19 protein-coding genes and 1 tRNA gene are annotated in these 24,886 nt (G+C 44.1%); 11 read left to right on the forward strand and 9 right to left on the reverse strand.

Going from position 1 to position 24,886, the window contains the following annotated elements; genetic code table 11:
- Nucleotides 1-2,175, reverse strand: coding sequence for a hypothetical protein (locus WCW_RS08890; protein ID WP_013182890.1), 2,175 nt, complete (start codon nucleotides 2,173-2,175; stop codon nucleotides 1-3).
- Nucleotides 2,176-2,367: 192 nt separating this feature from the next.
- Between WCW_RS08890 and WCW_RS08895 the strand changes: the two genes are divergently transcribed.
- On the forward strand, nucleotides 2,368-2,637 hold the full coding sequence (locus tag WCW_RS08895) for a hypothetical protein (RefSeq protein WP_041941612.1): 270 nt from the start codon (nucleotides 2,368-2,370) through the stop codon (nucleotides 2,635-2,637).
- Nucleotides 2,637-3,164 (forward strand): GNAT family N-acetyltransferase, encoded by a 528-nt coding sequence (locus tag WCW_RS08900; RefSeq protein ID WP_013182892.1) that lies wholly within the window; start codon nucleotides 2,637-2,639, stop codon nucleotides 3,162-3,164. Before WCW_RS08895 ends, WCW_RS08900 begins: the two co-directional genes overlap by 1 nt.
- 116 nt (nucleotides 3,165-3,280) lie before the next feature.
- Here WCW_RS08900 and WCW_RS08905 read toward each other — a convergent pair whose 3' ends face one another.
- A complete protein-coding gene (locus tag WCW_RS08905; RefSeq protein WP_013182893.1) occupies nucleotides 3,281-4,933 on the reverse strand; it encodes a TrkH family potassium uptake protein in 1,653 nt (550 codons plus the stop codon).
- Between the two features lie 6 nt (nucleotides 4,934-4,939).
- Entirely contained in the window at nucleotides 4,940-6,304 is a 1,365-nt protein-coding gene (trkA, locus tag WCW_RS08910) for a Trk system potassium transporter TrkA (RefSeq protein ID WP_013182894.1), read from the reverse strand.
- A 163-nt stretch (nucleotides 6,305-6,467) separates the two neighbouring features.
- On the opposite strand from trkA, the gene WCW_RS08915 reads away from it, so the two are divergent.
- The 5 genes from WCW_RS08915 to WCW_RS08935 all read left to right on the forward strand — a co-directional run bounded on the left by WCW_RS08915 (nucleotide 6,468) and on the right by WCW_RS08935 (nucleotide 13,437).
- A complete protein-coding gene (locus WCW_RS08915; protein ID WP_013182895.1) occupies nucleotides 6,468-11,507 on the forward strand; it encodes an RHS repeat-associated core domain-containing protein in 5,040 nt (1,679 codons plus the stop codon).
- A 42-nt stretch (nucleotides 11,508-11,549) separates the two neighbouring features.
- Nucleotides 11,550-12,038, forward strand: a complete 489-nt coding sequence (locus tag WCW_RS08920; RefSeq protein ID WP_041941947.1) for an NUDIX hydrolase — start codon at nucleotides 11,550-11,552, stop codon at nucleotides 12,036-12,038.
- A gap of 59 nt (nucleotides 12,039-12,097) precedes the next feature.
- Nucleotides 12,098-12,171: transfer RNA gene (locus WCW_RS08925), tRNA-Arg, on the forward strand.
- A gap of 32 nt (nucleotides 12,172-12,203) precedes the next feature.
- Complete coding sequence (locus tag WCW_RS08930) at nucleotides 12,204-12,839, forward strand: MBL fold metallo-hydrolase (protein ID WP_013182897.1); 636 nt, start codon at nucleotides 12,204-12,206, stop codon at nucleotides 12,837-12,839.
- A 4-nt stretch (nucleotides 12,840-12,843) separates the two neighbouring features.
- Nucleotides 12,844-13,437, forward strand: coding sequence for a peroxiredoxin (locus WCW_RS08935; protein WP_013182898.1), 594 nt, complete (start codon nucleotides 12,844-12,846; stop codon nucleotides 13,435-13,437).
- Here the strand turns inward: WCW_RS08935 and WCW_RS08940 are convergent.
- From WCW_RS08940 to rsgA, 3 genes are all read right to left on the reverse strand, one after another.
- The gene (locus WCW_RS08940; protein ID WP_013182899.1) at nucleotides 13,434-13,862 is read right to left on the reverse strand and encodes a hypothetical protein; all 429 of its coding nucleotides are present in this window, start codon (nucleotides 13,860-13,862) and stop codon (nucleotides 13,434-13,436) included. The genes WCW_RS08935 and WCW_RS08940 overlap by 4 nt on opposite strands.
- Nucleotides 13,863-13,942: 80 nt before the next feature.
- Nucleotides 13,943-15,238 carry a phosphopyruvate hydratase gene (gene eno, locus WCW_RS08945; RefSeq protein ID WP_013182900.1) on the reverse strand — a complete coding sequence of 432 codons (1,296 nt, stop codon included), beginning with the start codon at nucleotides 15,236-15,238 and terminating at the stop codon, nucleotides 13,943-13,945.
- A gap of 53 nt (nucleotides 15,239-15,291) precedes the next feature.
- A complete protein-coding gene (rsgA, locus tag WCW_RS08950) occupies nucleotides 15,292-16,449 on the reverse strand; it encodes a ribosome small subunit-dependent GTPase A (RefSeq protein ID WP_041941948.1) in 1,158 nt (385 codons plus the stop codon).
- 128 nt (nucleotides 16,450-16,577) lie between these two features.
- Here rsgA and WCW_RS08955 point away from each other — a divergent pair, with 128 nt between their 5' ends.
- Nucleotides 16,578-17,213: a hypothetical protein gene (locus tag WCW_RS08955; RefSeq protein ID WP_013182902.1), complete on the forward strand. Its 636-nt coding sequence runs from the start codon at nucleotides 16,578-16,580 to the stop codon at nucleotides 17,211-17,213.
- A gap of 129 nt (nucleotides 17,214-17,342) precedes the next feature.
- Here the strand turns inward: WCW_RS08955 and WCW_RS08960 are convergent, their stop codons facing one another.
- The 3 genes from WCW_RS08960 to WCW_RS08970 all read right to left on the reverse strand — a co-directional run bounded on the left by WCW_RS08960 (nucleotide 17,343) and on the right by WCW_RS08970 (nucleotide 20,225).
- Nucleotides 17,343-18,143, reverse strand: a complete 801-nt coding sequence (locus tag WCW_RS08960; protein WP_013182903.1) for a hypothetical protein — start codon at nucleotides 18,141-18,143, stop codon at nucleotides 17,343-17,345.
- 142 nt (nucleotides 18,144-18,285) lie between these two features.
- Nucleotides 18,286-19,017, reverse strand: a complete 732-nt coding sequence (locus WCW_RS08965) for a TrmH family RNA methyltransferase (protein ID WP_013182904.1) — start codon at nucleotides 19,015-19,017, stop codon at nucleotides 18,286-18,288.
- Nucleotides 19,014-20,225 (reverse strand): CCA tRNA nucleotidyltransferase, encoded by a 1,212-nt coding sequence (locus WCW_RS08970; protein ID WP_013182905.1) that lies wholly within the window; start codon nucleotides 20,223-20,225, stop codon nucleotides 19,014-19,016. The genes WCW_RS08965 and WCW_RS08970 overlap by 4 nt, the downstream gene beginning before the upstream one ends.
- Before the next feature lie 61 nt (nucleotides 20,226-20,286).
- On the opposite strand from WCW_RS08970, the gene mutL reads away from it, so the two are divergent.
- Genes mutL through WCW_RS08985 form a run of 3 tightly spaced genes read left to right on the forward strand, consistent with a single transcriptional unit; the run spans nucleotide 20,287 to nucleotide 24,885 of the window.
- Entirely contained in the window at nucleotides 20,287-22,035 is a 1,749-nt protein-coding gene (gene mutL / locus WCW_RS08975; RefSeq protein WP_013182906.1) for a DNA mismatch repair endonuclease MutL, read from the forward strand.
- Between the two features lie 13 nt (nucleotides 22,036-22,048).
- On the forward strand, nucleotides 22,049-23,125 hold the full coding sequence (locus tag WCW_RS08980; RefSeq protein WP_013182907.1) for a M24 family metallopeptidase: 1,077 nt from the start codon (nucleotides 22,049-22,051) through the stop codon (nucleotides 23,123-23,125).
- A complete protein-coding gene (locus WCW_RS08985; protein WP_227738811.1) occupies nucleotides 23,080-24,885 on the forward strand; it encodes an ATP-binding protein in 1,806 nt (601 codons plus the stop codon). The genes WCW_RS08980 and WCW_RS08985 overlap by 46 nt, the downstream gene beginning before the upstream one ends.
- Nucleotide 24,886: the final 1 nt, after the last annotated feature.

Here is a 24,886-nt window from a genome sequence, read left to right on the forward strand (position 1 = left end):
TCAAGAACTCTTAAAATAGTCTCTCATCGCAAAGATAGTGAGAAAATGATAATCAAAAGGGGATTTCACATCACCCATGACTTTTTGATCTTCATGAGCTATCTTTGATAATGTTTGCCCCCCTAAACTGGGACTTACCGCAAGCAAAGCTTGTATGAAAGGAAGAAGATCATCTCCACCCGGAACCGCAGCTTCTTCAGAAAGCATGACAGGGAGATATTTTTCCGTAATAGGGATCAATTTTTCTATAAACCTTCTGCGATTATTTTCAGTAGAAGAGAGCTGATCGTTCTCAAGATATTCATTCAGCAACGCTTCGACATCACTTTTAAATTCAGAGTGGTTAAATAGTTTTTGCAGTTTCTTCGCATCCTCGATATCCACCTTTTCGACTCCCTCCTGAGGCGATTGAGGATCCATTTTCGCAAGCCTCCCATTTTTCTCTTTAAACAATGAAAAATTTTCTTCAAAAATCTCGGCATCAGGATCTCTTGAAATTCCTTCTCTTTTATTGTTTAAAATTAAGATTTCATCGATTGTAGACACATTTCGAAGATCCACTCCCCCAACAAATCCGATCCCTTGATACAAAGAATCAAGGAATGGATGCGACAATCCGGGGTTTTGCTCTCTAATCAACATCATATTTAAGACAAATTGCGAGAACCGATGCTGATCATCATTACATAATTGATAAAGCAATGCCGATATAAGAGTGCTGTCATCAGTATCAGGTGCTTTGTCATCAATGTATTCTGCAATAAGAGCTCTGATGGCATTCCCTCCTTTTTTTGATGCTTCAAGCAGTCTATCGGAAAAATCAGAGAAATCTTCTCTGGACTTCCAATAATCAACAGTTTCCAAAAATTCTTCCCTGAAATTTTTCTTGATTCCTTTCGTTTCATTGCAAGCTCTGGAAAAGCCTATTTTAATTCTCGCTTGAATCATTTCCAACGCCTGGGAACGTCTGGTGTTTTTCACTTGAGAAAGATCGATCTTTCCATATTTTTGCATCGCCCTGATAAGAGATTCTACAACTTGCTGAGATTGAGAATTGAGATCATCCAGTTCAGACTCCCTTAAAGACTTTTCCAACAACATAGCAAACGCAGAAAAGAAATCCCCTTCATCCTTGGCAAGGGCTCTTACAAAGATTTCAGCCAATCGCTCAATATTATTTTCATTTGCAAGCTCCGGCAACGGCACCTTTTTTTCTTTGAAAAGGGCAAGCAACTCTATTGTCAAATTATTTAAGGCAATTTGTGAAGATTGATGCCGATGATCTTTCCACATCTGCTGTACCATCTTTTTTGCCCGACTTCCTTCCAAGTTGATATGCCCTGATAGCACATCGACCTCTTCTGCAACATCCACAGGCTTGCTGTAAATAGGCTTGGAAAGATCTATCTTATCCTCTGCCAAGTCTGCGACTGCTTTTGCTAAATGCTGGAAAAACTCTGATTGCTTGTTTAAAACACCGCGACTGATATCGGGAAAAAGAAATCCTGGCTCCTCCCGCCGAATGCGATCCATTTGCCTAATTAACCGAGGCACATGCTCCTTTCCTACCAATAGCACCGCTTTATAAAGATCGTCTTGATCGACTTCTTTGCTTCCAAATTTCTTAACTAGAGCATTCAACTCTTTTTTCCATAGCATGATATGTTCATCTGGAGGAAGCTTTCCCGTTTCGGCCATTCGCTTGACGGCTGCCGATGCAGCCTCTGTAAATCCTTTGCGAAAAACAACATTGCCGAAATGATTTCCTTCTAATTTTGCTTCTAACCCTGAATTTTCCGCATCTTCTCCTTTTAAATCTTCCAAAGCTCGAATTTTTCGTTCGTATGCCTGGATTGTCCCATCTAACGATATCAAAGCTTTTTCACGGCTGACTCTGTATCGACGATTAAACAATACCATCACCTTTTTCAAAAAACTGCATTCGGGATATTCCTGCTTGATCATGCGCAAACCACCAAGAACCCGTTGTAAATCTTCGACATCCCTTTCTTTAGACAAATATTGATGGGAAACCTTGACAACCTGCTGCAGACTCCGGCAATGGCACCTTTTCTTAAAACGGCTATAACGCTTTGAAAATTTAGATTTATCACTCTGATTTTCTAAAGAATGGATAAATCCCGAATAAATTAAAGGTTTTGATCGAATAGACATTATGACATCTAGCCCCTGTCTTTATTATAAAATAATTTTTATTTTATATCTTTAAAAAAGCTAATTATTCAGCACCCTTGTAAAAAGAATAAAAAATTTTTTGGAGTTACAAAATGGATAATATATAAAAATGGGTTTACCCCATTTTGTAATATTTCCTACTGTGATATAATGAAGAAAAAGGAAATACCCATGGAAGCACAAAGATCAATTAAAGCAGATGCTACAGGGCGCATTAACTTAGGCAAGGAGTGTGCTGGCCGCTTATTTACTATCTCTAAAGAACAGGATAAAATTGTTCTCGAACCAGCTCGAATTGTTCCTGAAAAAGAATTAAAATCCCATGAAACAATTGAAAATATAATTCTCGATGAGAATGAGTGGTTCAGATTTCAAGAAATCATGGAGTCAGATGACGAACCAACTGGCAATTTGCGACGACTCATGAAAGACTCTGATTAATGGCTGAGAACATGCAACTAAAGTTCAAACGATTAGACAATTCAATTGAATGCATTGGATTTGATTGTGGAGAGGAAGCCCTCAATAAATTTTTATCTTTAAGAGCACTCACCGAAATGTCTCAGCGTCTTTCTGTCACGACTGTAGCTTTAGATCAAAGGACTGCATCTATTATAGGTTTTTACTCAATTTCCCCAACTCAAATAGCCAAGGAGTCTTTATCCAAGCGCGAAGGGCGCGGAGTCCCATATGATTTAGTACCAGGCATACGAATAGGACGTTTAGCCATTAGTAAAAAATATCAAGGTAAAGGGTTTGGTGCAAAGTTACTAAGGCATGCTCTGCAGAAGTGTTTGAAAATATCAGAGGAATTTGGCGGAAGAGTAGTTGTGGTTGATGCAAAAAATGAAATGGTTGCGGCCTTCTATGAACGCTACGGGTTCAAATCAATCAAAGATGATCCCTTAGTATTCGTCCTCAAGGTTTCGACGCTGGTTAAAATTGAAAACAAGGGCGACACTATCTAGTACCCAACCATGAGAATTTGTTTCAAAAATTTTCATGGTTGGGTACTAGTCGGCCTTGAAAAGATGTTATACCGAACCAACTTCAAAAAAATGATTTTTGAAGTTGGTTCGGTATATTATTTACTCTTTTGCCAAAAAGCCGGAACCATCACAGCAAGAACGGCTAAGAACTCCAAACGGCCAAAAATCATAAGAAGAGAGGAAAATAACAAAGCAAAGTCCGATAAAAAGGCGCACGATTCCATGGGGGAGGCCATACGGAAGCCCATTCCTATATTATTGATCATCATCGTAGACAAAGACAAAGAGGTTTGAGGATCGATGCCATCCCAAACGTAAAAGATCGTCGAAAATGCCATCATTGCTATCACAATCACAAAATAACAAAGAACCATGATCGACGCTCCTGATCCTACTTCCTTCTCCCCTAATTTGAAGAAACGCAAAGTTTCAGGACGAAAAAGTGATTCGCACTTGTATTGAACGATACGAAACACCATCAGCTGACGGATCACTTTCATCCCTCCGGCTGTTGAACCGGACATTCCACCGATAAACATCACAATCAGCATCAACACTTGGACAAAATAAGGCCAGTGATCGTAATCGACTGTGGCAAATCCCGCTGTCGTCATGGCTGAGATAAATTGAAACGATCCATACCTGATCGCATCATGAATCGACATAAGACCCAACTTTTCCCCAGACAAAAGAACTAGAGGATTTCCAACCAGCTGCCAAGACACAACCCCGCAGCCAAGAATAAGAATCGCAATAAACAAAAAAAATTCCGGCTCATAGATCCGATAGAACTTTCCCTTCAATAAAAAAAAATAGAGGGAAAAATTAATTGAACCAAGTACCATAAAAATCATCACAATCCAATCGGTGAACGGATTGTCGAAAGCTCCAATACTCGCATTTCGAGTCGTAAATCCTCCTGTAGAAATTGTCGAAAGTGTCACAGTGGCAACTTCCAGCCAACTCATTTCATGATTTGTTACTAAGAGCAAACCTGCGAGGATAGCAGTGAGACCGAGATAAATTTTCCATAATTGCAAAGCTGTCTCTTTGATACGAGGTGTCAAAGAGTCTTTAATCGGACCGGGAATTTCTGCTTGAAACAACCTCTTTCCGCCTATGCCAAGAGCTGGCAAGATGGCGACAAACAAAACGACAATTCCCATGCCGCCAAGCCATTGAGTAAAGCTTCTCCAAAAAAGCAGCGCCTTCCCAACCGCTTCGATCCCTTCATAAAGTACTTTCCCTGTTACAGGATCTACTACAGGCTTGATCGTCCCGTAATAACTGTAGATGGTTTTCTGCTGTCCGCCAAAAACGCGCTCGATCGGAATTTCCTGACCCGTGCGCGGATCATACTTCTTTGCCTGCATAGTCGTAGCTCCAGCAGTTGAAAACCCCGAAGCAGCTTCAAAAAATGCGTGGCAAGGATTTTCAAGCGTTCCGCTCAAGTAAAAAGGAAGGCCTGCGAAAACCGGAGTCAAAAACCAAATTAAGACGACCGCAACAAGCCCCTCTCTGCGGTAAAGATGCCCGATGGAATGTTTTCCATATTGATAGCAGCAAAAAGAAATCGCAAGACATGAGGCAGCCGACCAAAAAAATGCATGCGTTACATGTGGCTGAGGATGCATCATCGGATCTGCAATCCACTGATAATAAGCAGCAAGAAGCAAAGGAACAACAAGAACTACTGCCAGGCCTAAAAGATAGTATCCTAAAATCTTACAGATATCGCGGTATAGCATAGAAAGTTAAAAAATTTTTTCCAATTCAGGAATATGTTTCGGGCTTGTGATGACAATCACCGTATCTCCAGGAGAAATAATTCTGTTTCCGTTCGCTACCATAATTCTCCCGCGGTTTTGAATCATTGCAATCAAAAAATCTTTGGGCAGCAACGATCCAAGCTCGGACAAGGGAATGCCGACAAGCTTGGATTCCATGGAAACGTTAATTTCTAAAATTTCCGCCTGATTGTCGTAAAATGAGACAAGTGAAGTAACCGTTCCCCCAAGAATGTGGGAAAGAATATGGTCTGCAGTGCTGATTCTCGGAGACAATGCATGATTGATTCCAAGCTGATTGGCAATAGGGGCGTAGTTTGTGTTAGACAGAGTAACCACCACATCATCGCAACCAACCTCTTTCCCCAAAAGAGCAGCAATCATGTTCATCTCATCGCTTTCAGTGCAGGCGACAAAGACTTCGGCCGTTCCGATCTTTTCGGATTTAAAATAATCGATATCATTCAACTGATGGTTCATGATTGTTGTATTGGGAAGCTTCTCGGCAAGATAGCGGCAGCGGTCATAATCTTTTTCGATTAAGCGTACATCAACTTCGCGTCCCTCAAGAAGACGTGCAAGGTTCAACCCTGTCAGCGATCCTCCTATGATCACAACGGAAGAAATTCTTTGCTGTTTAATGCCAAGGAACCGATGTAACTCAGAAATGGCCTCCGTTTCTCCAATGAACGTCACTTCATCGCCTGGTTTAATCACATCCTGGCCATGAGGAAAGATCACTTCCTTGGCCCCTTTCTCTTCTGCATCCGGAATATCACGTCGAATGAGACCAATAATCACCCCTTTCGGCAACGTCAAATGCTGCAATGGCACATCGCTTTTGCGCCATTTTTCCGGAATTGCCAAGGTTCTCAATTGAACAGCGCCGTGCGCAAAGTTCTCCACAGCCAAAGAACCCGGACTGACCATGTACTTCAGGATATCATTTGCCACAAGGAGTTCGGGGCCGATAAAATAATCCACTTCAAATATGTGGGAAAAATCCAAACGTGTCCGATTGAGGTAGCGATTGTCACGCACCCTAGCAATCGTACGGGGATATCCTAAATGCTTAGCAATGGCGCAAGCTGTAAGATTGACCTCGTCTTGACTTGTCAACGCAATCAAAAAATCGGGAGAGAGATCTAAGAGATCATCAAGAAGCTGCCAATCCGTTCCGGAGCCTTGGCGGATCGCAACATCCATCTCCCAAGAAGCTTTTTCCAATTTTTTTTCGTTAGGATCGATTAAAATCACATTATGCTCTTCTTTTGAAAGCACTTGCGCAATGTAGCGGCCGACGCCTCCGGCACCTAAAATCACAATATTCATTGACTAAACCTTAAGAGACATTCTCCGAATCCTTTGATTATCCAACAACATATGTTTTTTTTCACCCACCTTTTTTACATTGATTTATTATCCATTTTTGGTTATCAACTAACAATACAGACGTTAATTATTTTAAAGGTTAAATTAACGATTTACTTAACTAATGAATAATAAATTTATTACTTTATTGATTGTCAATCTGATCTTCCTCTTTTCTGCCGAGGCAGAAAACACTTTCCAAATCGAATCGATTTCAGAAGCTTTGCAAGGACCGTATCAATACCAAACTGTCAACGTGATTACTGGCGAGTACTGCGAAAGCTGTATTGATCTATCATTAAAAGATCCCTGCCCGCTTGAGCTGCGCAGATACTACACTTCTCACGATCCGATAGCTCAAGGATGGCATTTCAACCATCCGAATATCCTCCATGCTGAAAACGCCGTTCCCCCCGATTGGATTCCAGAGTCTCTCCATTACACATTCGATCAGCAAAACCGCCTGACAGCAATCTCTGCAGGCCCCGGCTCTCCTGAGAGAATTCGGCTTCGCTACCAAAGCGAAGGTACTGTCTCAATGGATGTCGAGGATGAAGATGGCAGACTGCTGCAATACACATTTGAAACCTATCAGACATCCCGCGCTATCCATCCTTACGTTCTTACCCAGTTAAAAGATCAGAAAGGCAGAGAGATCAATTATCAATATGCCGACCATCCCACCGAAAGAAAACTGCTGCTGAAAAAAAGAGAAGAGCCTGAGGGACGATATTTAATTACTGAATACTACGATGCCTCCGCAAATAATGTCGGAGGAAAAATCGTCATCATCGACGATCTCATACGGGATCCCCGCATTGGAAGGGTGAAGCTGCAAAAAGCTCCTGTCGGACCCGATCATTCTCCCGTTATTACCAACCGCTTTTTTTATCAACCGGGACAGACTGAGGTGTATGACGCACTGGGAAATAAAACCGTCTACCAATACGGAAATTTCCAAAAATTGATCAGTGTCGATCATTATTTAGATGAGCATACCCTGTACCGCAAAGAGAGAATGTTCTGGGATGGAGAGGGAAAAATGACCAGCCGCGCAATCGAAGACAAAGACGGCAGTGTCAGCCTCCTGCACACCTACGATTACGATTCTTTCGGCAATGTAGTGAAAACCACTGTTTGGGGAAATTTATCGGGAACCTCTTCCCATCCAGTAGAGATCTATTTGAACGGACAGCCCATCGACCAAAAGCTCGAACATTACTCCACAACCTACGACTATTCCGAAGATGGGAAATTTCTCCTCCAAGAAAAAGAAGACAACGGACTCATCAAGCGCTACTGCTATCAAAATGGTAAATTGACGGCCAAACTTATCGGTGAAGAGGAGCGCATCCACTGCCGTAACTTCTATCATTACAATGAAGACGGTATGATTATTCAAGAGATCGAGGACGACGGCTCCTCTTTTCAAGAATCGGACCTTTCGAACGTAACAGAAAGACGATATACGCGTATCTCTCCAATGAAAGAGGGACCGGGAAAAGGAAAACCTGAAATCATTGAACAGGGATTTTTGGATCTTGGCACAATGCAGGAAATCCTTTTGAATAAAATATTGCTGGCATACGCCGCCAACGGCGAAATTGCCGTCAAAACGGCTTTAGATGCCAACCTCAATCTATTTGAAGAGACAACTTATGCATACGACTCCTTTGGAAGGCTGATCTATACCGCAAACCATAAGGGTGAAGAGCAACAGTTCGAATACGATCTTCAAGGCAACCTGACCAAACAGGTCGTCGATGGCTTGGAAATGCACTGCACCTACGACTTCGCAAATCGCCTGATCAAAAAAGAGCACTGGAAAGATGAAGAGCTCCAGCAATGCATCTCCTATCGATATGACTACGCAGGCAACATGACCGCATCGACTGACGCCAACGGGAATGAAACACACTACATCTATGACCCGATGGGCCGCTTAATTAAGACAATCCTGCCAGCAATGCTCAATAGCAACGACATTCCCGTCTATCCGACGACTAAAGAGAGCTACGACATTTTCGACAGAGTTGTCGAATCCACTGATCCAAAAGGATACTGCACCAAGACTTCTTATAATGCCCGAGGGAATCCTATTGCCGTGATCCACCCCGACGGCACTCAAGAATTTTTCAATTACAATCTCGATGGATCGTTAAGAAAGAAAATTTCCAGGCAAGGGTTGGCGACCCATTTTCAACGCGACCTTTTTTCCCGTGTCACCAAAGAGACCTGCTTTGACTTAGAGGGTAGATTGGTTGGAGAGAAAATTTTTACCTATTCCCCTTTCAGACTGATTTCCGAAACCTCAATGGATGGATGCCTGACCACTTATACTTACGATGGGGCTGGCAGGCAGATCAAAATTGCCAAAGAGGACCGCTACAAGCTCGAAATCACCTATGACGCGGCTGGGCAAATAGAAAGCAAAAAAGAGTGGTATGGAGATGATCAAGATGAATGTGTCATCGGAATGATTGAGAGAGGCAGTCAAAACGAAGTGATTGCCATGGCTATTCAAGACTCCAAAGGACAAATTCTGCGCCACCGCGAAGTTCCTTCTGAAAAAAAAGAGGAAAACGCAGCATTTCAAGAAGCGTATGATTACAATAGCCTTGGTCAGCTCGTTCTGAAAAGAATAGAGGTCGATTCCAGAGGCGATTCAACATCGATCACTTTTGACGCATTGAACAGGCCTGTCTCAATCGAAAAAAGAAACTCTCTGGGCACTCTATTGACAAAGAAAGAGATCCGATATGATCTCTCGGGAAACAAAGAGAAAGAGATCCACGACATTGTCAAAAACGGAGAAAAAAAAGGTGTTTATGCCATTCATTGGGCATGGGGACCAAACAACCGTCTGGAAAGCGTCACGGAAGGGCTAGGTTCTCCGCTTGCTCGCACAACAACTTACCACTACAACAACGACGGCTTTCTGAACCTGGCTGTCAAGCCTGATAATGTCTCCATCTCTTTCGAATACGACAGTAAAGGGGCGATCGCACGGCTCGTCAGCTCCGATGGAACAGTCGATTACTCCTATAAGTATAATGATGCGGGGCGGGTCGCCGAAATTGCAGACAATCTCTCAGGAACTCTCACAAAAAGAAGCTACGACCCGTATGGAAAAATGATTCAGGAAACCCTTGCTAACGGAATGGATTTTCGCTATGACTACGATCTTCTGGGACGCTTGAGGCAATTGACCCTTCCTGACAAATCAAAGATCAGCTGGGAATACAATGCGGCTTACCTGACAGCGGTTACCCGCTTGTCAAAAAGCTGCGACGCGCTCTATTCCCATCAATATACAGCATACGACCTCGATGGGCGTTTGCTGGAATCGCACATGATCGGAGAGCTGGGGCCGATCCACTACGAATATCAGGGTAGCGAGATCTCTTCAATCCATTCTCTCTACTGGAGTCAAGGGATTGAATACGACAGCCTCGGCAGGATTGCATCGCTAAACACAGACGACCCCATCGGAACACTCACGAATTCCTACGAATACGATGATCTCGATCAGATTGTTTCGGAAGCAGGCCTGGACCAACATGGCTTCAGCTATGACTCGATCGGCAACCTTGCATCGATCGATGGGTTCGAATGCTCCGTGGACGGGCTCAACCAACTATTGGGAACCGGATCCCATGCAATGACTTACGATAAAAATGGCCAAATCATCGAATGCTGGGACAACGGGCAGCACTTCTTCTTCACTTATGATGCCTTAGGCCGTCTTTTGACCGTCAAAAAAGAAAAAGAGCTTCTTGTTTCATTTACCTACGACCCTTTTGGACGCAGGATGACCAAATCCGTCTCCCGCTATTTTTCAAAGGATCACACCTATCGTCCGGAAACGTTTGAATCTTATCTTTGGGAAGGGGAAAACGAAATCGGAGCGGTAAGCAGCGGTGGGGAGATTGTCCAGCTGCGCGTCCTTGGCTTTGGGTTAGGGGCTGAAGTGGGCGCGGCGGTCGCGTTCGAAATCAATCAGAAACTTTACGCTCCCATTCACGACCACAGGGGAAATGTCGGCTGTCTGATCGATGCGGACAGCGGAGCTCCCGTTCAATGGTACCACTACAGCGCTTTCGGCAAATGCACTCCTTTTTCACAGCAGTACAAACCAGTCGACAACCCTTGGAAATTTTCCAGCAAACGGGTGGATCAAGAGACCAATCTTATCTACTTCGGCAAACGCTACTACATGCCCGGAGTCGCACGCTGGATTTCAAAAGATCCTTTAGGCACTCCGGATTCAGTCAACCGTTACGCCTACTCCTTGAACCAGCCAATGACAAGAATCGATCCGTTCGGGCTGTTTTCTTTCGGAGACTTATGGAACAGCGTATCAACATTTATCGGAAACGCCTGCCACTATGCGCACCTCTCTCTCCAATCATTGAAAAACTCTCTCAGCTTTGAAAACTCTCTCCATCAGACGATCGCTAAAATCGGAGAATTAACCATTGGAAAAACCCTTCTTCTGCTAGGAGGATACTACAAGCATCAATCCGAATCCGGCATCTATGGAAAAGGGGAACTCAACGATAAAGTTCGAATCACTTTAATCAATGGCATCCTAAACGCCCGCTGCAATTACAAAGAGTCTCTAGATTTCATTTCCAATGCCCACGGCGGCGTCAACATTCACTACCTTTTTGATGCCACTAATGGGTGGACGAACGATATGCTGCGTGCTTTTTTATCCCGAATGGGATACACCTCTTCCACTTCGTACAAACTTGCCGAAATGTGGAAACAGCTGATTGATGAAATGGGGGGCATCGGCGAAGGAGGCCTGATCATCCACTACGCCCATAGCATCGGCGCCACCCACACAAAAAACGCTCTAAATTTGCTTTCTCCGGAAGAGAGGGCGATGATCCGCATTTATACCTTCGGTTCGCCGACAATGATTTCCGATCCATGCCTGGAAAACGTGAAAAATTTCATCAGCTATCGGGATGGAGTTCCGCTGCTTGATCCCATTGGATTTTTCTCAGGGCTTTTCGGTTTGTCGGAGACAATTTCCATGGTAGGCTCTCCCTGGGGAATTCCTTTCATCGAACACACCTTAAATGGAGGCGTCTATCTCGACATCATTAATATCCTCGGCATTCATTTCCTCAAACATTACGTTGGCAAGGAATAGCTGCCTTTACTTAAAGAGCTGGAAACCCGTATAATGTTCCGCATGAAATACACCCCCATCGTCGGAACCTTAGGCTACGTGCTACATCCCAATAGCAAAGAAGTTCTTCTTATGCACCGCAATGCACGAGAAGACGACGACCATATCGGAAAATACAATGGGCTAGGGGGTAAAATGGAACCGACAGAAGATATCGCTACTTGCATGAAAAGGGAAATTCTGGAAGAAGCCGGCATCGAAGTGGAAGAGATGCAGCTAAGAGGGACCCTCAACTGGACAGGTTTTGGCCCGAAGGGAGAGGATTGGATGGGGTTTATTTTTTTGATCACCCGATTTTCCGGCACTCCACTCAATCGTTGCCCTGAAGGGGAATTGGAATGGGTACAGATAGACAACATCAATACTCTACCCATGTGGGCCGGAGACCGCTATTTTCTTCCGCTTATCTTTGATCAAGATCCACGTCCTTTCCACGGCTACATGCCCTATGAAGGAGATCAACCGTTAAGCTGGTCTTATCTTCGTTATTAAATAATTTTTACTCACTTGCTTTAAACCTCAAAATTTTATACAATTTCCCCTTACTTCATGCACTGGTAGCTCAATTGGATAGAGTACCCGGCTACGAACCGGGCGGTTAGAGGTTCGAATCCTCTCCAGTGCGCATCACTTCGACGGCGAGACATCCGGTATATTATGATCGTGCAAGCTTTTCCCTCAGGCCCGTTCGAGACCAACGCCTATATCATTGCCTGCAAAAAAACATCGGAAGCTGCAATCATTGATCCCGCGCCCAATTCCGCCGATGCAATCATTTCCTACTTGAATGAACACGAATTCAAGCCTCAAATGATTCTCATCACCCATTCCCACTGGGATCACATTGGGGATACAGCAATGCTAAAATCAACATTTCATGCGCCGGTTTACGTTCACCAACTCGATATGCCCAATTTGAACCGGCCAGGATCGGATGGGCTGCCTCTGTTAACAGAGATCGAAGGGGTCCATCCGGACAAATACTTGAATGACGGTGATCTGATTGAAGTGGGTGAGTTAAAGCTAAGAGTGATCCATACTCCGGGACATACGCCCGGAGGCGTCTGTCTTTACTGCCCCGAGCATCATACACTGATTTCCGGAGATACTCTTTTTGCTGGCAGCATCGGAAATCTTTCCTTCCCCACAGCAAGCCCAAAAGATATGTGGGAATCACTGGAGAAGCTTTCCAAGCTTCCTTCGGAAACCAAAGTTTATCCAGGCCACGGGCCTGCAACGACCATCGGCCATGAAACTTGGCTATCAAGAGCTAAAGAAATTTTTGGAGGTTAACCCCATGAACACATTAATAGGTAAAAAAGCGCCGGCGATCAATGCCTCGGCAGCTGCAGGAAAAAAAACAATCAACAATTTTTCCCTTGAGCAATACAAAGGAAAATATGTTGTTCTCTTTTTCTATCCACTCGATTTTACATTTGTCTGCCCAACCGAACTGCACGCATTCCAGTCTAAGCTGGAGGAGTTTCAAAAACGCGGATGCGAAGTGATCGGCTGTTCGATCGACAGCGTATTCTCCCACCATGCATGGCTGAAAACCCCTGTCAGCAAAGGGGGAATCGAAGGAGTTTCCTATCCAATCATTTCAGACATTCACAAAACAATCGCAAAAGATTACGGCGTGCTATGCGAAGAAGAAGGAGTTGCCTACCGCGGCCTATTCCTCATCGACAAGGAAGGATGCATCAGGCATCAGCTCGTTAACGACCTGCCGCTTGGCCGCTCCGTTGATGAAGCACTACGCATGCTCGACGCTTTGATTTTCTTTGAAAATCACGGAGAGGTCTGTCCAGCCAACTGGAATGAAGGAAGCAAAGCGATGAAGCCTACCCAAGAAGGCTTGGAAAAATTTTTCGCCGCTGAAGTTAACTAACAGTTCCGACCATCAGGGAGAAGCGATTCTCCCTGATGCGATGTCAGGTAATCGTATAAATCTGATTCGGAAGTGATAAAAATACTTTGATAATATTGACAAAGCGGAATGACTGTATCAATAATTTCAGAATCGCCAACACCTGGAAGGCAGACAGCCAAAACATCATCAAATAAATCTTCTTTTTCTAAAATCTTCAGCCCGGAAAAATAGTCCTGATAGCTAAACCCCTCCTCTTCAACACGGAAGAAGATCAGGTCGTAATCATATAGGAGAGCTTGAACTGCACAGAAAAGTCCTCGGCTATCGGGAGGCGGATTTCCTAGAGACTCCATCACCTGTGGCAAAGAGCTTAGGAGATGAGGCTTACGGAAAGTCCCTTTTTCTGCTTCCCCAAATAAAGCAAGTGTATGTAAAGGGGTCATCTTTTCACCTCTAAACGGCTAGTCCTTCTAACCAGCATTATATCAAATATTTTATTAAATTTAAAATTTGAGAAATTATTTTATCTTTGATTGCTATCGTAATAGCGGGCGACGTTTCCCAAACCAGCCTCTATATTCAAAAGGCGGTTGTACTTGCAGATTCTGTCTGTTCGGGAAAGAGAGCCGGTTTTAATCTGTCCGGAGTTCACCGCAACGCTGATATCGGCAATCATCGTATCCTCTGTTTCTCCGGAACGATGGGAGATCACAGACGTGTATCCATGAGTATGGGCAATTTTGACCGTCTCCAACGTCTCTGTCAACGTGCCGATCTGGTTTACTTTAATCAGAATCGAATTGGCAACTTTTTCTCTGATCCCTTTGCTCAAATAGTCAGGATTCGTCACAAACAGATCATCGCCGACAATCTGCACTTTGGCCCCTATCTGCTCGGTCAAAAGCTTCCATCCACTCCAATCAGCTTCATCAAGTCCATCTTCTATGGAATCTATCGGATAGCGAGCGCATAGCTCTTTTAAATAACCGATTTGCTCCTCTGATGTGCGCTCCGCATAACTTTGATTGCGCTCCTGCTTTTTTTTCTCGATATATTTTTTCGCCATTTTGTCGTAAAATTCCGATGCTGCACAATCAAGAGCTAAAGCGATCTGCTCGCCAGGCTTATACCCTGCCTTTTCAACCGCTTCAAGAATCAGATCAAGAGCTTCTTCATTGGAGTTTAGATTAGGGGCAAATCCTCCCTCATCTCCAACGGCTGTGACATGTCCTTTCTTTTTCAGCAATGCTTTAAGCGTATGAAAAATTTCCGATCCCCAACGCACAGCTTCCTTGAATGTAGGCGCACCGACGGGACGTATCATAAACTCTTGAAAATCAAGAGAATTATCTGCATGAGCTCCTCCATTGATGATGTTCATCATCGGGCAAGGAAGAACATACGTATGGCAGCCTCCGATGTAGCGATAAAGGGGAAGGCCGGCAGTTAACGCGCCGACTCTTGCCAGAGCCAGAGAGGCCCCAAGAATTGCATTGGCCCCCCAGTGTTCCTTATTTTTCGAACCATCCGCAGCGATCATCAGCATATCAAGACGGGTCTGATCAAAAACATGCTCACCGATTAACAATTGAGCAATCGGTCCATTGACGTGCTGAACAGCCAACTCGACCCCTTTTCCAAAATAGCGGGATTTGTCTCCGTCGCGCAGCTCAAGCGCCTCATGCGTTCCAGTAGAGGCTCCTGAAGGAACAACTGCTTTTGCCATCATATTCTGATCGGTTGTAATCATCACTTCAACTGTCGGGAATCCGCGAGAATCGAGAACTTCAATTGCTTTTACAGAACGAATACGGGACATGATTAATCGCCTCACTTATGGTAGGTTTAAGATAACGATTTTCCCATTTGATCTCAACGCCTGTGATGTTTTTGAACAACGCTTTCAATTAAAGAGAGATAAGACTCGAAACGCAAGGGGGAAATATTTCCATCCTCCACATCTTTGCGTACCTGGCATTTTTCCTCATGTGTGTGTGTACAATTAGGGAAACGGCAAAAAGAGCTGATCTTTTCGATTTCAGGAAAATACTGCTGAATCTCCTCTTGTGCCAAATCCCACAAGCCAAAACTTTTAATACCCGGAGTATCAACGCAAAACCCTCCACAATCGAGAGGGACGAGCCTGGCCTGCGTCGTTGTGTGTGCCCCTTTGCGCGTCTGTTTGACCGTATCCCCAACTGGGAGATTCAAACCTGTCAGTTCATTGATTAAAGAAGATTTCCCCGTTCCCGATTGACCTGAGAAAACCGAGGTTTGATCGCGCATTGCTTCCTTCAACTCATCAAGCCCGCAGCGGCTTTCAACACTCACCTCGAAAAAAGAAATACCAACCTCTTTGTATGCCTGTCTGCATTTTTCCAACAGATCCCTTTGCTCTTTACGGGCTTCATCATCAAAATCATGAGAGTCCAAAAGATCTACTTTATTGACAATGATCACAGGCCTCATCCCGCCTTTGCAAGCTGCTATGATATAGCGGTCGATCAAAGCCGGCTTCAACGGAGGGATGACAACAGAACTTGTGATCAACACTTGATCGATGTTAACAGCAATCAGATGCTCTTTTTTCCTTGATAGATTATCTGCGCGGGAAAGGATCGATTTCCTTGGCTCGACATCAACAATCATCCCTTCGTTATCAGGCATTTTAGCAAATCGGACGATATCGCCGACGGCCACAAGCGTCTTAGTTTGAGTTTTTTCCCTCTTTAACAACCCGCGGATCATGCAGGTGTAAATCTCCCGATCGCAATCGACTACAATTCCTTGCGAAGTCACGGACAAGACCCGGCCAAAGAAAAGCTCCTGGTCAACGACACGCTCTTTGATCTCTTTTTGCAGGCTGTCTGTGTATTTGCTCTTATCGGTTTTTTTGAATTTAGAACGGTCTCTCGAAGATTTTTCTTTTCTTTCCTTCCGTTTTTGCTTGCGGTCGCTGCCGAGGTATTCCTCTTCGATCGGGCAAGCGATCCATCGCTTTGAAACTGTCGGATTTTCTTGATCTTCCATGTTTAAATGATAGCACATCTATTTAACTAAGCACAAATATTTAAAAAATATATTTATAAAAATAAACATTTCATTTTAATAAAAAAACTGATAAAATTATTAAAAGATCGTAAAGTGAGGATCTCGAAATGTCAGCTGAACTTTCAAATAATCCTTATTATGCAAAAGTGTATATTTGGGATACCAAGGTTGGAAATGAGGACGGCGAAGGAACAACGGTGGGACATGCTTCCATCGATCTTCAAGGGAAAAATCGAGGCCGCTATTTCAGTTTCCGCCCACGCAATTCCCTCTTAGTCAATCCCCTCTTTTTATTTTTTCCTGTTCTCGGGAAAAGCGAACCAAATCTTATATCTGACATTGAAAAGGAGGATAAAGCTCCAGACCACACTTACAAATTGCAGCTTAACCAAAGCCAATATGACAAAATGGCTAAAGAAATAGACCGCCTGACAAAGCAGACTAAGAAAGGAAAATTGCTTTACCATCTTTTTCCAAATATCACTGTTCTCAAACCGATACAGATGCTGGCAACAGAAATTGCCCAGAAAGAGATAACCAGATGCCCATTTTCCGGGCACCTTATGGGAGACGAACGCTATAAAGATTTTTCTGAGTTGCTTAAAATTAAAGAAGGCCACTGCGCATCGACAGTTCATCAGATCGTTAGCAGCGCCTTCCAGTTGCCTCCTACCGGCCCAACTCCATGGAAAATCCACCCAACTCAACTTGGTTCATATATAGAACATCTAACTAAAGAATAAGACTCGGAATTTTGACAAAAATTTTCCTTGAATTTGAACTTAGAGAAGCCGACGCGTCAAGCCCCGCGAGCCTGAATAGGCCCCCGCGATGCAAGCGGGGGGTTCAAGTTAGTTCAGTATAAAGATATTCTATAGATCATCACTATAACGATCTCGGAATTTCGGAGTCCGACTATAATGCTCGGCTTGGATTTCAGCATGCTCCTCACTCAACTTAGCCAATTGAGAATTCAACCCCAGCGGAGAAATTCCCCATGGACTAAATGATTCTCTAACTTTAAAACCTGCCGTTTCTACATATGACTTTGCAAATGAAGTGCAATGCTCACTTCTCAAATTTCTTATAGAAGCTGCATTTTCCAAGACTTCAGGGTACTCTTCAAGAAAATCACCATCCATGACATTTCTCATAAAGCTTTCATTAGCGCATAATTTTACAACTGAAAGCAAATTAACTTTTTGGAAAAGACTGTAAAGAACCATGCCTTTATCAACATCACCTTTATCTTTCGACATTTTTTCCTTTAATTCCCTATATTTACTCTCAGTCACATCTATCGTGTAAACGGAATCCGGCCTCATCGCTTCGTCATCTCCCTCCCTTTCCTCACAGTGGCTGCGCTTAGGATGAATCTCTCCTTTTACAGATGCAAGCAAGTAAGCAAACGGATGCGAAAGAAGGATAATATTTTTCTTATCCGGCCACATTCCTCCATATTCTTCTTCAGAGTGCCCATCTTTCTCTTCATGAAGAGAAACACTTGTATGGCCACACCTTCCTTCCTCTGCATCAGTTTGCCAAATATGAATTTTCATGGAATATTTGCTGGCTTTATTATCCTGCTCTGATAATTCCCTCTCCGAATCGGCTGGTTTTTTAGAATTTCCTGTTATTCCTTTCCAAAACGAAAAATAACTTGTATTAATCATTTTCAACTCCTCCTATTAATAATAAATAAAATATAATATAAATATAACTTAATTATGTTTGTTTTATATTAAATTAAATTTAATAAATAATTAATTTAAAATATTAATTAATAAATATTAGAGGTTTCGGAAAAGAAATAATTTATTGAAAATGATGCAGCAAAATCCCTCCGGCAACAGCGACATTGAGAGAGTCTAAGCCGCTGCTGATGGGGATTGTCAACCTCTCGCCTATAGAAATGACCTCTTTTGAAGGACCGTGCGCTTCACTGCCAAGAACAAGTGCCATTTTTGAAACTTTAGGGATAGCACCTATCTTTTTTCCTTCCAAATCGGCAATAAAAACGCTCATTTGATGATCGATAAGCAATGTTTTCAAAGATTCAAGATCTCCAACAACTATCGGAAGCTTAAAGATCGCTCCCTTGGATGCGCGAATTGCTTTGTCATTGAAGGGGTCGCAACAATTTCCCAATAAAAACACTCCGTCCCAGCCAAACGCTAAAGAGGTGCGTATCAAAGTCCCTAAATTCCCGGGATCATTGAGATTTTCCAAAACTAATAAGCGTTGCAGCCGAGCAGGAAGTTTAAAGCTTGGCATCTTCACCTCCGCTAAAACCCCTTCCGGAGATTTCACCCCGGAAATCTTTTGAATCATTTCTGGAGAAACTGCATACACCTCCGCACTTTCAGGCAAAGAAAATTCTGTGCTGGGCGATGTTGTTAAAAGAGTGCGGACCAATCTTACATTTTCTCTGACCAGCTTTTTGCCTTCGATCACAACGCTTCCTTCTTGCTGCCGCATTTTGCGCTCTTTTCGCAATGCCGTTAAACGTTTAATCAATGGATGCTGCAAGCTAGAAAGCGTTCTCATTCTTTACTCCATACGGTTTGCTTTTTCAGCAATAACAGAACCTCCTCAGGAAGATGTAAGTCATGAGAAATCGCAAGCCTCTCCGCTTCCCGAAGCAACTCCCCCATCTGTCTTCCTGGAACAATCCCCTCTTCTAACAACATCGATGCGGAGACAACTGGAGATTGATTAACAATTCTGTTAATGTGGACGCGCAAACGATCCATTCTTTCACGATGAACCTGAAATTGCCCGCCGTTTTTCCTTGCGCATACGACCTGTAAAACGGTTTCCGCTTGAGGATGAGCATACAACGGAACCCAATCCGCATCCTGGTCGCTGACCTGAGTGCGCACTTGATGGGTATATTCAACGAGTTTAATTTCTTTGTTGCTTACCTTAAGATAATAGCAAAAAGCAACCTGCTCTTCCAAAGGACTGTTAGGAAAAAGCTCCATGACCTGCAGAACAGCCGGACATTCCAAAGGAAAGCGGTTGATCGCTTCCACCCGTTTCAGCAGCTCTATTTCAGGCACTTTTTTCAAAGGGGGAAAGACCTCTGCCAATAAACCGACAGCATGCATTTTGAGGAGAGCTTCGCCAAAAGAGGGATAACGAGCCATCTTCTGCAGTTCATGCCACACTCTCTCCATAGCTACAGCGGGAAATAAACAATGCGCATGATCCTTAATTGCCTGTTCTGTATCAGGATCAAGTGCATAACCGAACCGGTACGTAAAACGGATTGCACGAATCATCCGCAGCCGATCTTCCTTAAATCGTTCATACGGATCGCCAATTGCGCGGATCACACCTTTTTCAAGATCCTTGCGGCCATCTACAAAATCGATCACGTTCTTCTCCAAAGGATCGTAAAACATGCCGTTGATGGTAAAATCGCGCCGCTTAGCGTCCCCTTCCGCGTTCGTATAGGCACATTGTGTCGGACGCCTTCCATCTTCATAACCTAGGTCTTCCCGAAAAGTAGCCACCTCGTATTGATGGCCATCCATCAAGACCACCACGACCCCGAAACTGATTCCAACTTCTATCGTCTTCTGAAACAGCTCAACGATTTTCTCCGGTTTGGCGTCGGTGGCAATGTCGATATCGTCCGATGGGTGGTCGAGCAAAAAATCGCGCACCCAACCCCCTGCATAATAGGCGGCATAGCCTGCATTCCTAAGAGTTTGAATAATTTTCAAAGCGCCGGATTCAACATTCGTCATGTTTTCATTTTACGATATTTCCTATTTAAACTAACCCGTTTTCGTGTAAACTATTGATACTATGGATAAAAAGATTCAAGTTTTAGACGAACAAACAATCAATCAGATCGCAGCCGGAGAGGTGGTCGAAAACCCAGCCTCGGTTGTCAAAGAACTGGCAGAAAACTCTCTGGATGCGGGGGCGACAGAAATTACGGCAGAAATCCGTGCTGGCGGCAGGCAACTGATCCGCATTACCGACAATGGAGCAGGGATGTCCGGTGAAGACGCTCTGCTCTCCCTCGAACGGCATGCGACCTCCAAAATCCGAGGGATCGAAGATCTCTACGACGTCTACACCATGGGGTTTCGCGGCGAAGCCGTGCCGTCGATTGCCAGCATCTCCAAGCTGACCATCCTCACCCGCTCAGTTGAAGAGAAAAAAGGAACCCTTATTTATGTAGAAGGAGGAAAACTCCTCAAAAACTGCCCCGTTGAAAGAGATCCAGGCACAACAATGGAGGTGGACAGCCTTTTTTTCAACGTCCCGGTGAGAAAAAAATTTCAACGATCTCCGACATACGATTCTAACGAAGTGCTCAAAGTTCTCTCAATGCTTGCATTGACCCGCCCGGATGTCAAATTCACCTTGATCAGCCAGGGAAAAACGCTCTTGAAAGCAACTCAAGGAGATTTCAAGAGACGAATCGAAGAGGTTCTGGGCAAAGAATTTTCCTGCGGCCTATGTCCCCTTTCTTTCGAAAAAGAGGGAATTAAATTGGAAGGCTTCGTCGGGCTTCCTTACTACAATCGACATAACCGCACAGGACAGTATCTGTTTATCAATGGACGCGCCGTCTTCAGCCCTTTAATCTCCTTTGCTGTGAAAGAAGGGTATGGAACGGCAATGGGAACGCACCGATATCCCGTTTTTGTGCTGCGCTTATCTATTCCTGGAAGCCTCGTCGATGTCAATGTCCACCCCCAGAAAAAAGAAGTGAGGCTAAGGCAAGAGCAGCAATTTAAACAATTGATCGCCGAAGCAGTCGAGAAAGCTTTGTCCCACGAAATTCTCCCGGAAACAACTGTCGAAACACCGCTTCCTTTCACCTACTCTCCATCTCTTGCAAGTCTTCCAGACAAAGTAAGCATAGAAGAACGATTTTATACAACGGAAGATTCTGCTATTGACTTCAAGGAGTGGATGATAAGAGAAGCTGAAAGCGAACCTGTGGAAACATCAAAGACCGCCCCGCTCTTTCCACAAGAGTCAGCAGACGCCCCTCCTTCTGTCCTGGCAACCGTCCCCGGATTTATCTTAGTCCAAACCTCCAAAGAAAAACTTTATTGGGTGAGTGCAAGAAACGCTCACGCTCGTGTCCTCTATGAAGCATTAGACAAAAATTATCTGCCGGCAACGCAGATCCAACAACTGCTTATCCCTCTGAATTTCGATTTTTCCCCTATTGAAGCTGCAGCGATCAGAGAACACCTTGAAATTTTGGAAAAATGGGGATTAGGAATCAAGGAATTCGGACGAAATAGCTTTGCAATAGACGCCATTCCCAGGTTATGGGACGAAACAAAACTTGAAGACCTCTTGCACTCCATTGCAAAAGAGGCTGCAGAAACCTCGAAGCCTGAAAGGAAGCTGTTTGTGCAAACTGTTGTGAATTCTGCTTTTGCAAAAGATCAAATGCTTTCACAAGCTCAAGCGCAAGCTCTGATCAATCAGTTGCATCAATCAAAAAACCATCGTTTCTGTCCCTTAGGGAAGCCGACGGCGGCTGAAATTTTGGAAGAGGAGATTGCAAAACTATTTCAGACATGAGAAAAGCAAAAGTATGAACATCTTTAATCAACGAATCGAAAAACTTAAACAACTGCTCGAACATGAGGAGTGCGACGGACTGATTGTCGACGACACCATCAATCTCTATTACCTCACCGGGCTCTATCTCTCTGCCGGAAAATTATTGATCTCTCCAAAGGAAACGACTCTCCTGGTCGACTCCAGATATTACGAACTTTGCAAATCAGATAGCCCGTTCCCGGTTGTCTTATCGACAAAAACATCCACGATCAACGATCTTCTCAGTGGCTCCGGGATCAAGCAGCTGGCCTTCAATAGCGATAATACGACATATGGAGAATTTAAGAAGCTCGAAAAAGAAGCTGAACTCCTCAATTTGAAACCGATCTCAAATCCCATCTTAAAGCTTCGCGCAATCAAAGACAGCCAAGAAATCGAAACGCTTAAAGAGGCCGCAGCTCTGGGATCTGCGGGATATGATTATCTTGTAGAGCTTCTGAAAGAGGGAATTTCGGAAACAGAGCTTGCCATTGAACTGGAAATTTTTTGGAAAAGACGCGGCTCTAAAGCGATCGCCTTCGATCCTATTATAGCGTTCGGCTCTAACAGTTCTATGCCTCACTACAGGGTAGGGCAGCGCAGGCTGAACAAAGGGGAATCGGTACTCATCGATATCGGCGTCAATCTCGATCACTACCACTCAGACATGACCCGTGTCGTCTTTTTTGGCGAACCGGACCCTAAAATCACCAACATTTACCGCATCGTTTTAGAAGCGCAAGAAAAAGCGCTTGCACTCTGCCGTCCAGGCACTTTGATTGCAGACCTGGATGCAGCAGCGCGCTCCCATATCGAAGAGCAAGGCTATGGAGAAAATTTCACTCACAGCCTCGGCCACGGAGTCGGACTTGAGATCCATGAGCTTCCCATAATAAGAAGTCAAAATAGCAACGCAGAATCCAGGCTGGAAGAAGGGATGGTGATCACAATCGAACCCGGAATTTATCTGCCAGGGATTGGCGGGGTGCGGATCGAAGACACAGTGGCCATTACAAAAGGGGCTTGCGAAAATCTCACCAACCGATCGAAACAATTAATCACTATCTGATGTTTAGCTTTAGACAAAAGATTTTTATCACTTACGTCTTCGTCTTTCTGGTTTTGATTGCGATGATGTTTCCTTTTGCTCAAAGGGCCGTCAAAGACATCGTCAAAAAATCGATGGAGGACAGAGCTTTAGAATTGATCTCAAAGATCAAAAGCGCGCCCAACGACGAAGCGCTGATCCGCAACTTGAAAGAGCAAAAAGCACTGATTTTTTTCCGCGTCAGCGTGATCACCAATGAGCGGAAAGTGCTGTACGACTCCCATACAAAAGGGATATTGGGCCCCCGTTTCAGCCGTGAATACATCGTCAGCCACCCTGAAGTGCTGCAAGCGTTCCGGGAAGGGAGCGGATACGCTCAGGAATATTCCCAAATCTTAAACCAGGAGTTCGCCTATTTTGCAAAATCTTTTCCCTTCCATGAAAAAACCTATGTTTTGCGCACCGCCTTCCCTCTGCAATACGTCGAGGAGATCACAAAAGACTTTGAATTCGGATTCCTCGGCTCTGCCATCGCAATTCTGCTTCTTTTCAGCGTCATGACCTGGTTTATCATTAACTATCTGACTCGTCCAATCCAACAAATCATCACTGCGGTAAAACCTTATCAAGAAGGCGCTTCCCCTACGATCCCGCAAATTTTTCTAAAGCCGAAAAATCGTTCGGATGAATTTGGCAAACTAGCGAGCACTCTGAATTCACTCTCCATCAAGATACGGAGCCATATCGATTCGCTTACAAAAGAAAGGAATGAGAAAGAAGCTGTCTTAGAATCTTTAGTAGAAGGAGTCATTGCTGTCGACAATCAAAACAGGATCATTTTTGCCAATACCATGGCGTGCAAACTTCTAGGAACTGAGCTCCCCTCCATTTTAAACAAGCCGGTGGAAGCCATTCAACAGCCTAAGTGCTCTGAGCTCGTGCGCTTGTGCCAACAAGAAGAGAAAGTTTTAACTGATACACTTGAAATCAAGTTGCACAGCAAGCGGAGACACTTTGATCTTGTTGCCGCTCCAAAAAAAGATGCCACAGGAGCGATCCTCGTCCTTCAAGATAAAACAGAGCATTACAAGCTCATCGAAATGCGCAAAGATTTTGTCGCCAACGCCTCGCACGAGCTAAAAACTCCAATTACCATCATTCAAGGATTCGCTGAAGCGCTCCACGACAACCCTGGTTTGCCGATAGAAACCTCATCAGAGATTACTAGCAAGATCGTCAGAAATTGCATCAAAATGACGATGCTTATCAAAGATCTTCTCACATTAACCGATATTGAACACATCCCAGAGTCGCGGCTATTGGAAACCGATCTTCTCGAATTGATTCAGACGGTCGAATCCACCGTTCAGGACGCTTATCCGGACGCAGTGATCACAGTTCACTCCAATCCCGATGAACAGTATTTTTTATTGGCTGATCCTTATTTGCTTGAGCTTGCATTTAATAACCTGATCGAAAACGCCGCCAAATACTCCCCGCCTCCGGCAAAAGTGAATGTCACGTTGAAACAGATCAAAAACGGTGTGCGCATTGATATCTCAGACCAAGGATATGGGATTCCCAAGAAAGAGCTGGAAAATATTTTCCAACGCTTTTACCGAGTGGATACGACAAGAGCAAGAAAAGTGGGCGGCTCCGGTCTCGGTTTGTCGATTGTGGAAACCATTATCGCCAAGCACTTTGGAGAAATCAGCGTCACTTCCGAAGAAGGCAAAGGGTCTACATTCACCATTTTTCTTCCCTCTCAGCGAGAAAGGTAGC

It is taken from the genome of Waddlia chondrophila WSU 86-1044 (genome assembly GCF_000092785.1).
GTDB classification, from domain to species: domain Bacteria; phylum Chlamydiota; class Chlamydiia; order Chlamydiales; family Waddliaceae; genus Waddlia; species Waddlia chondrophila.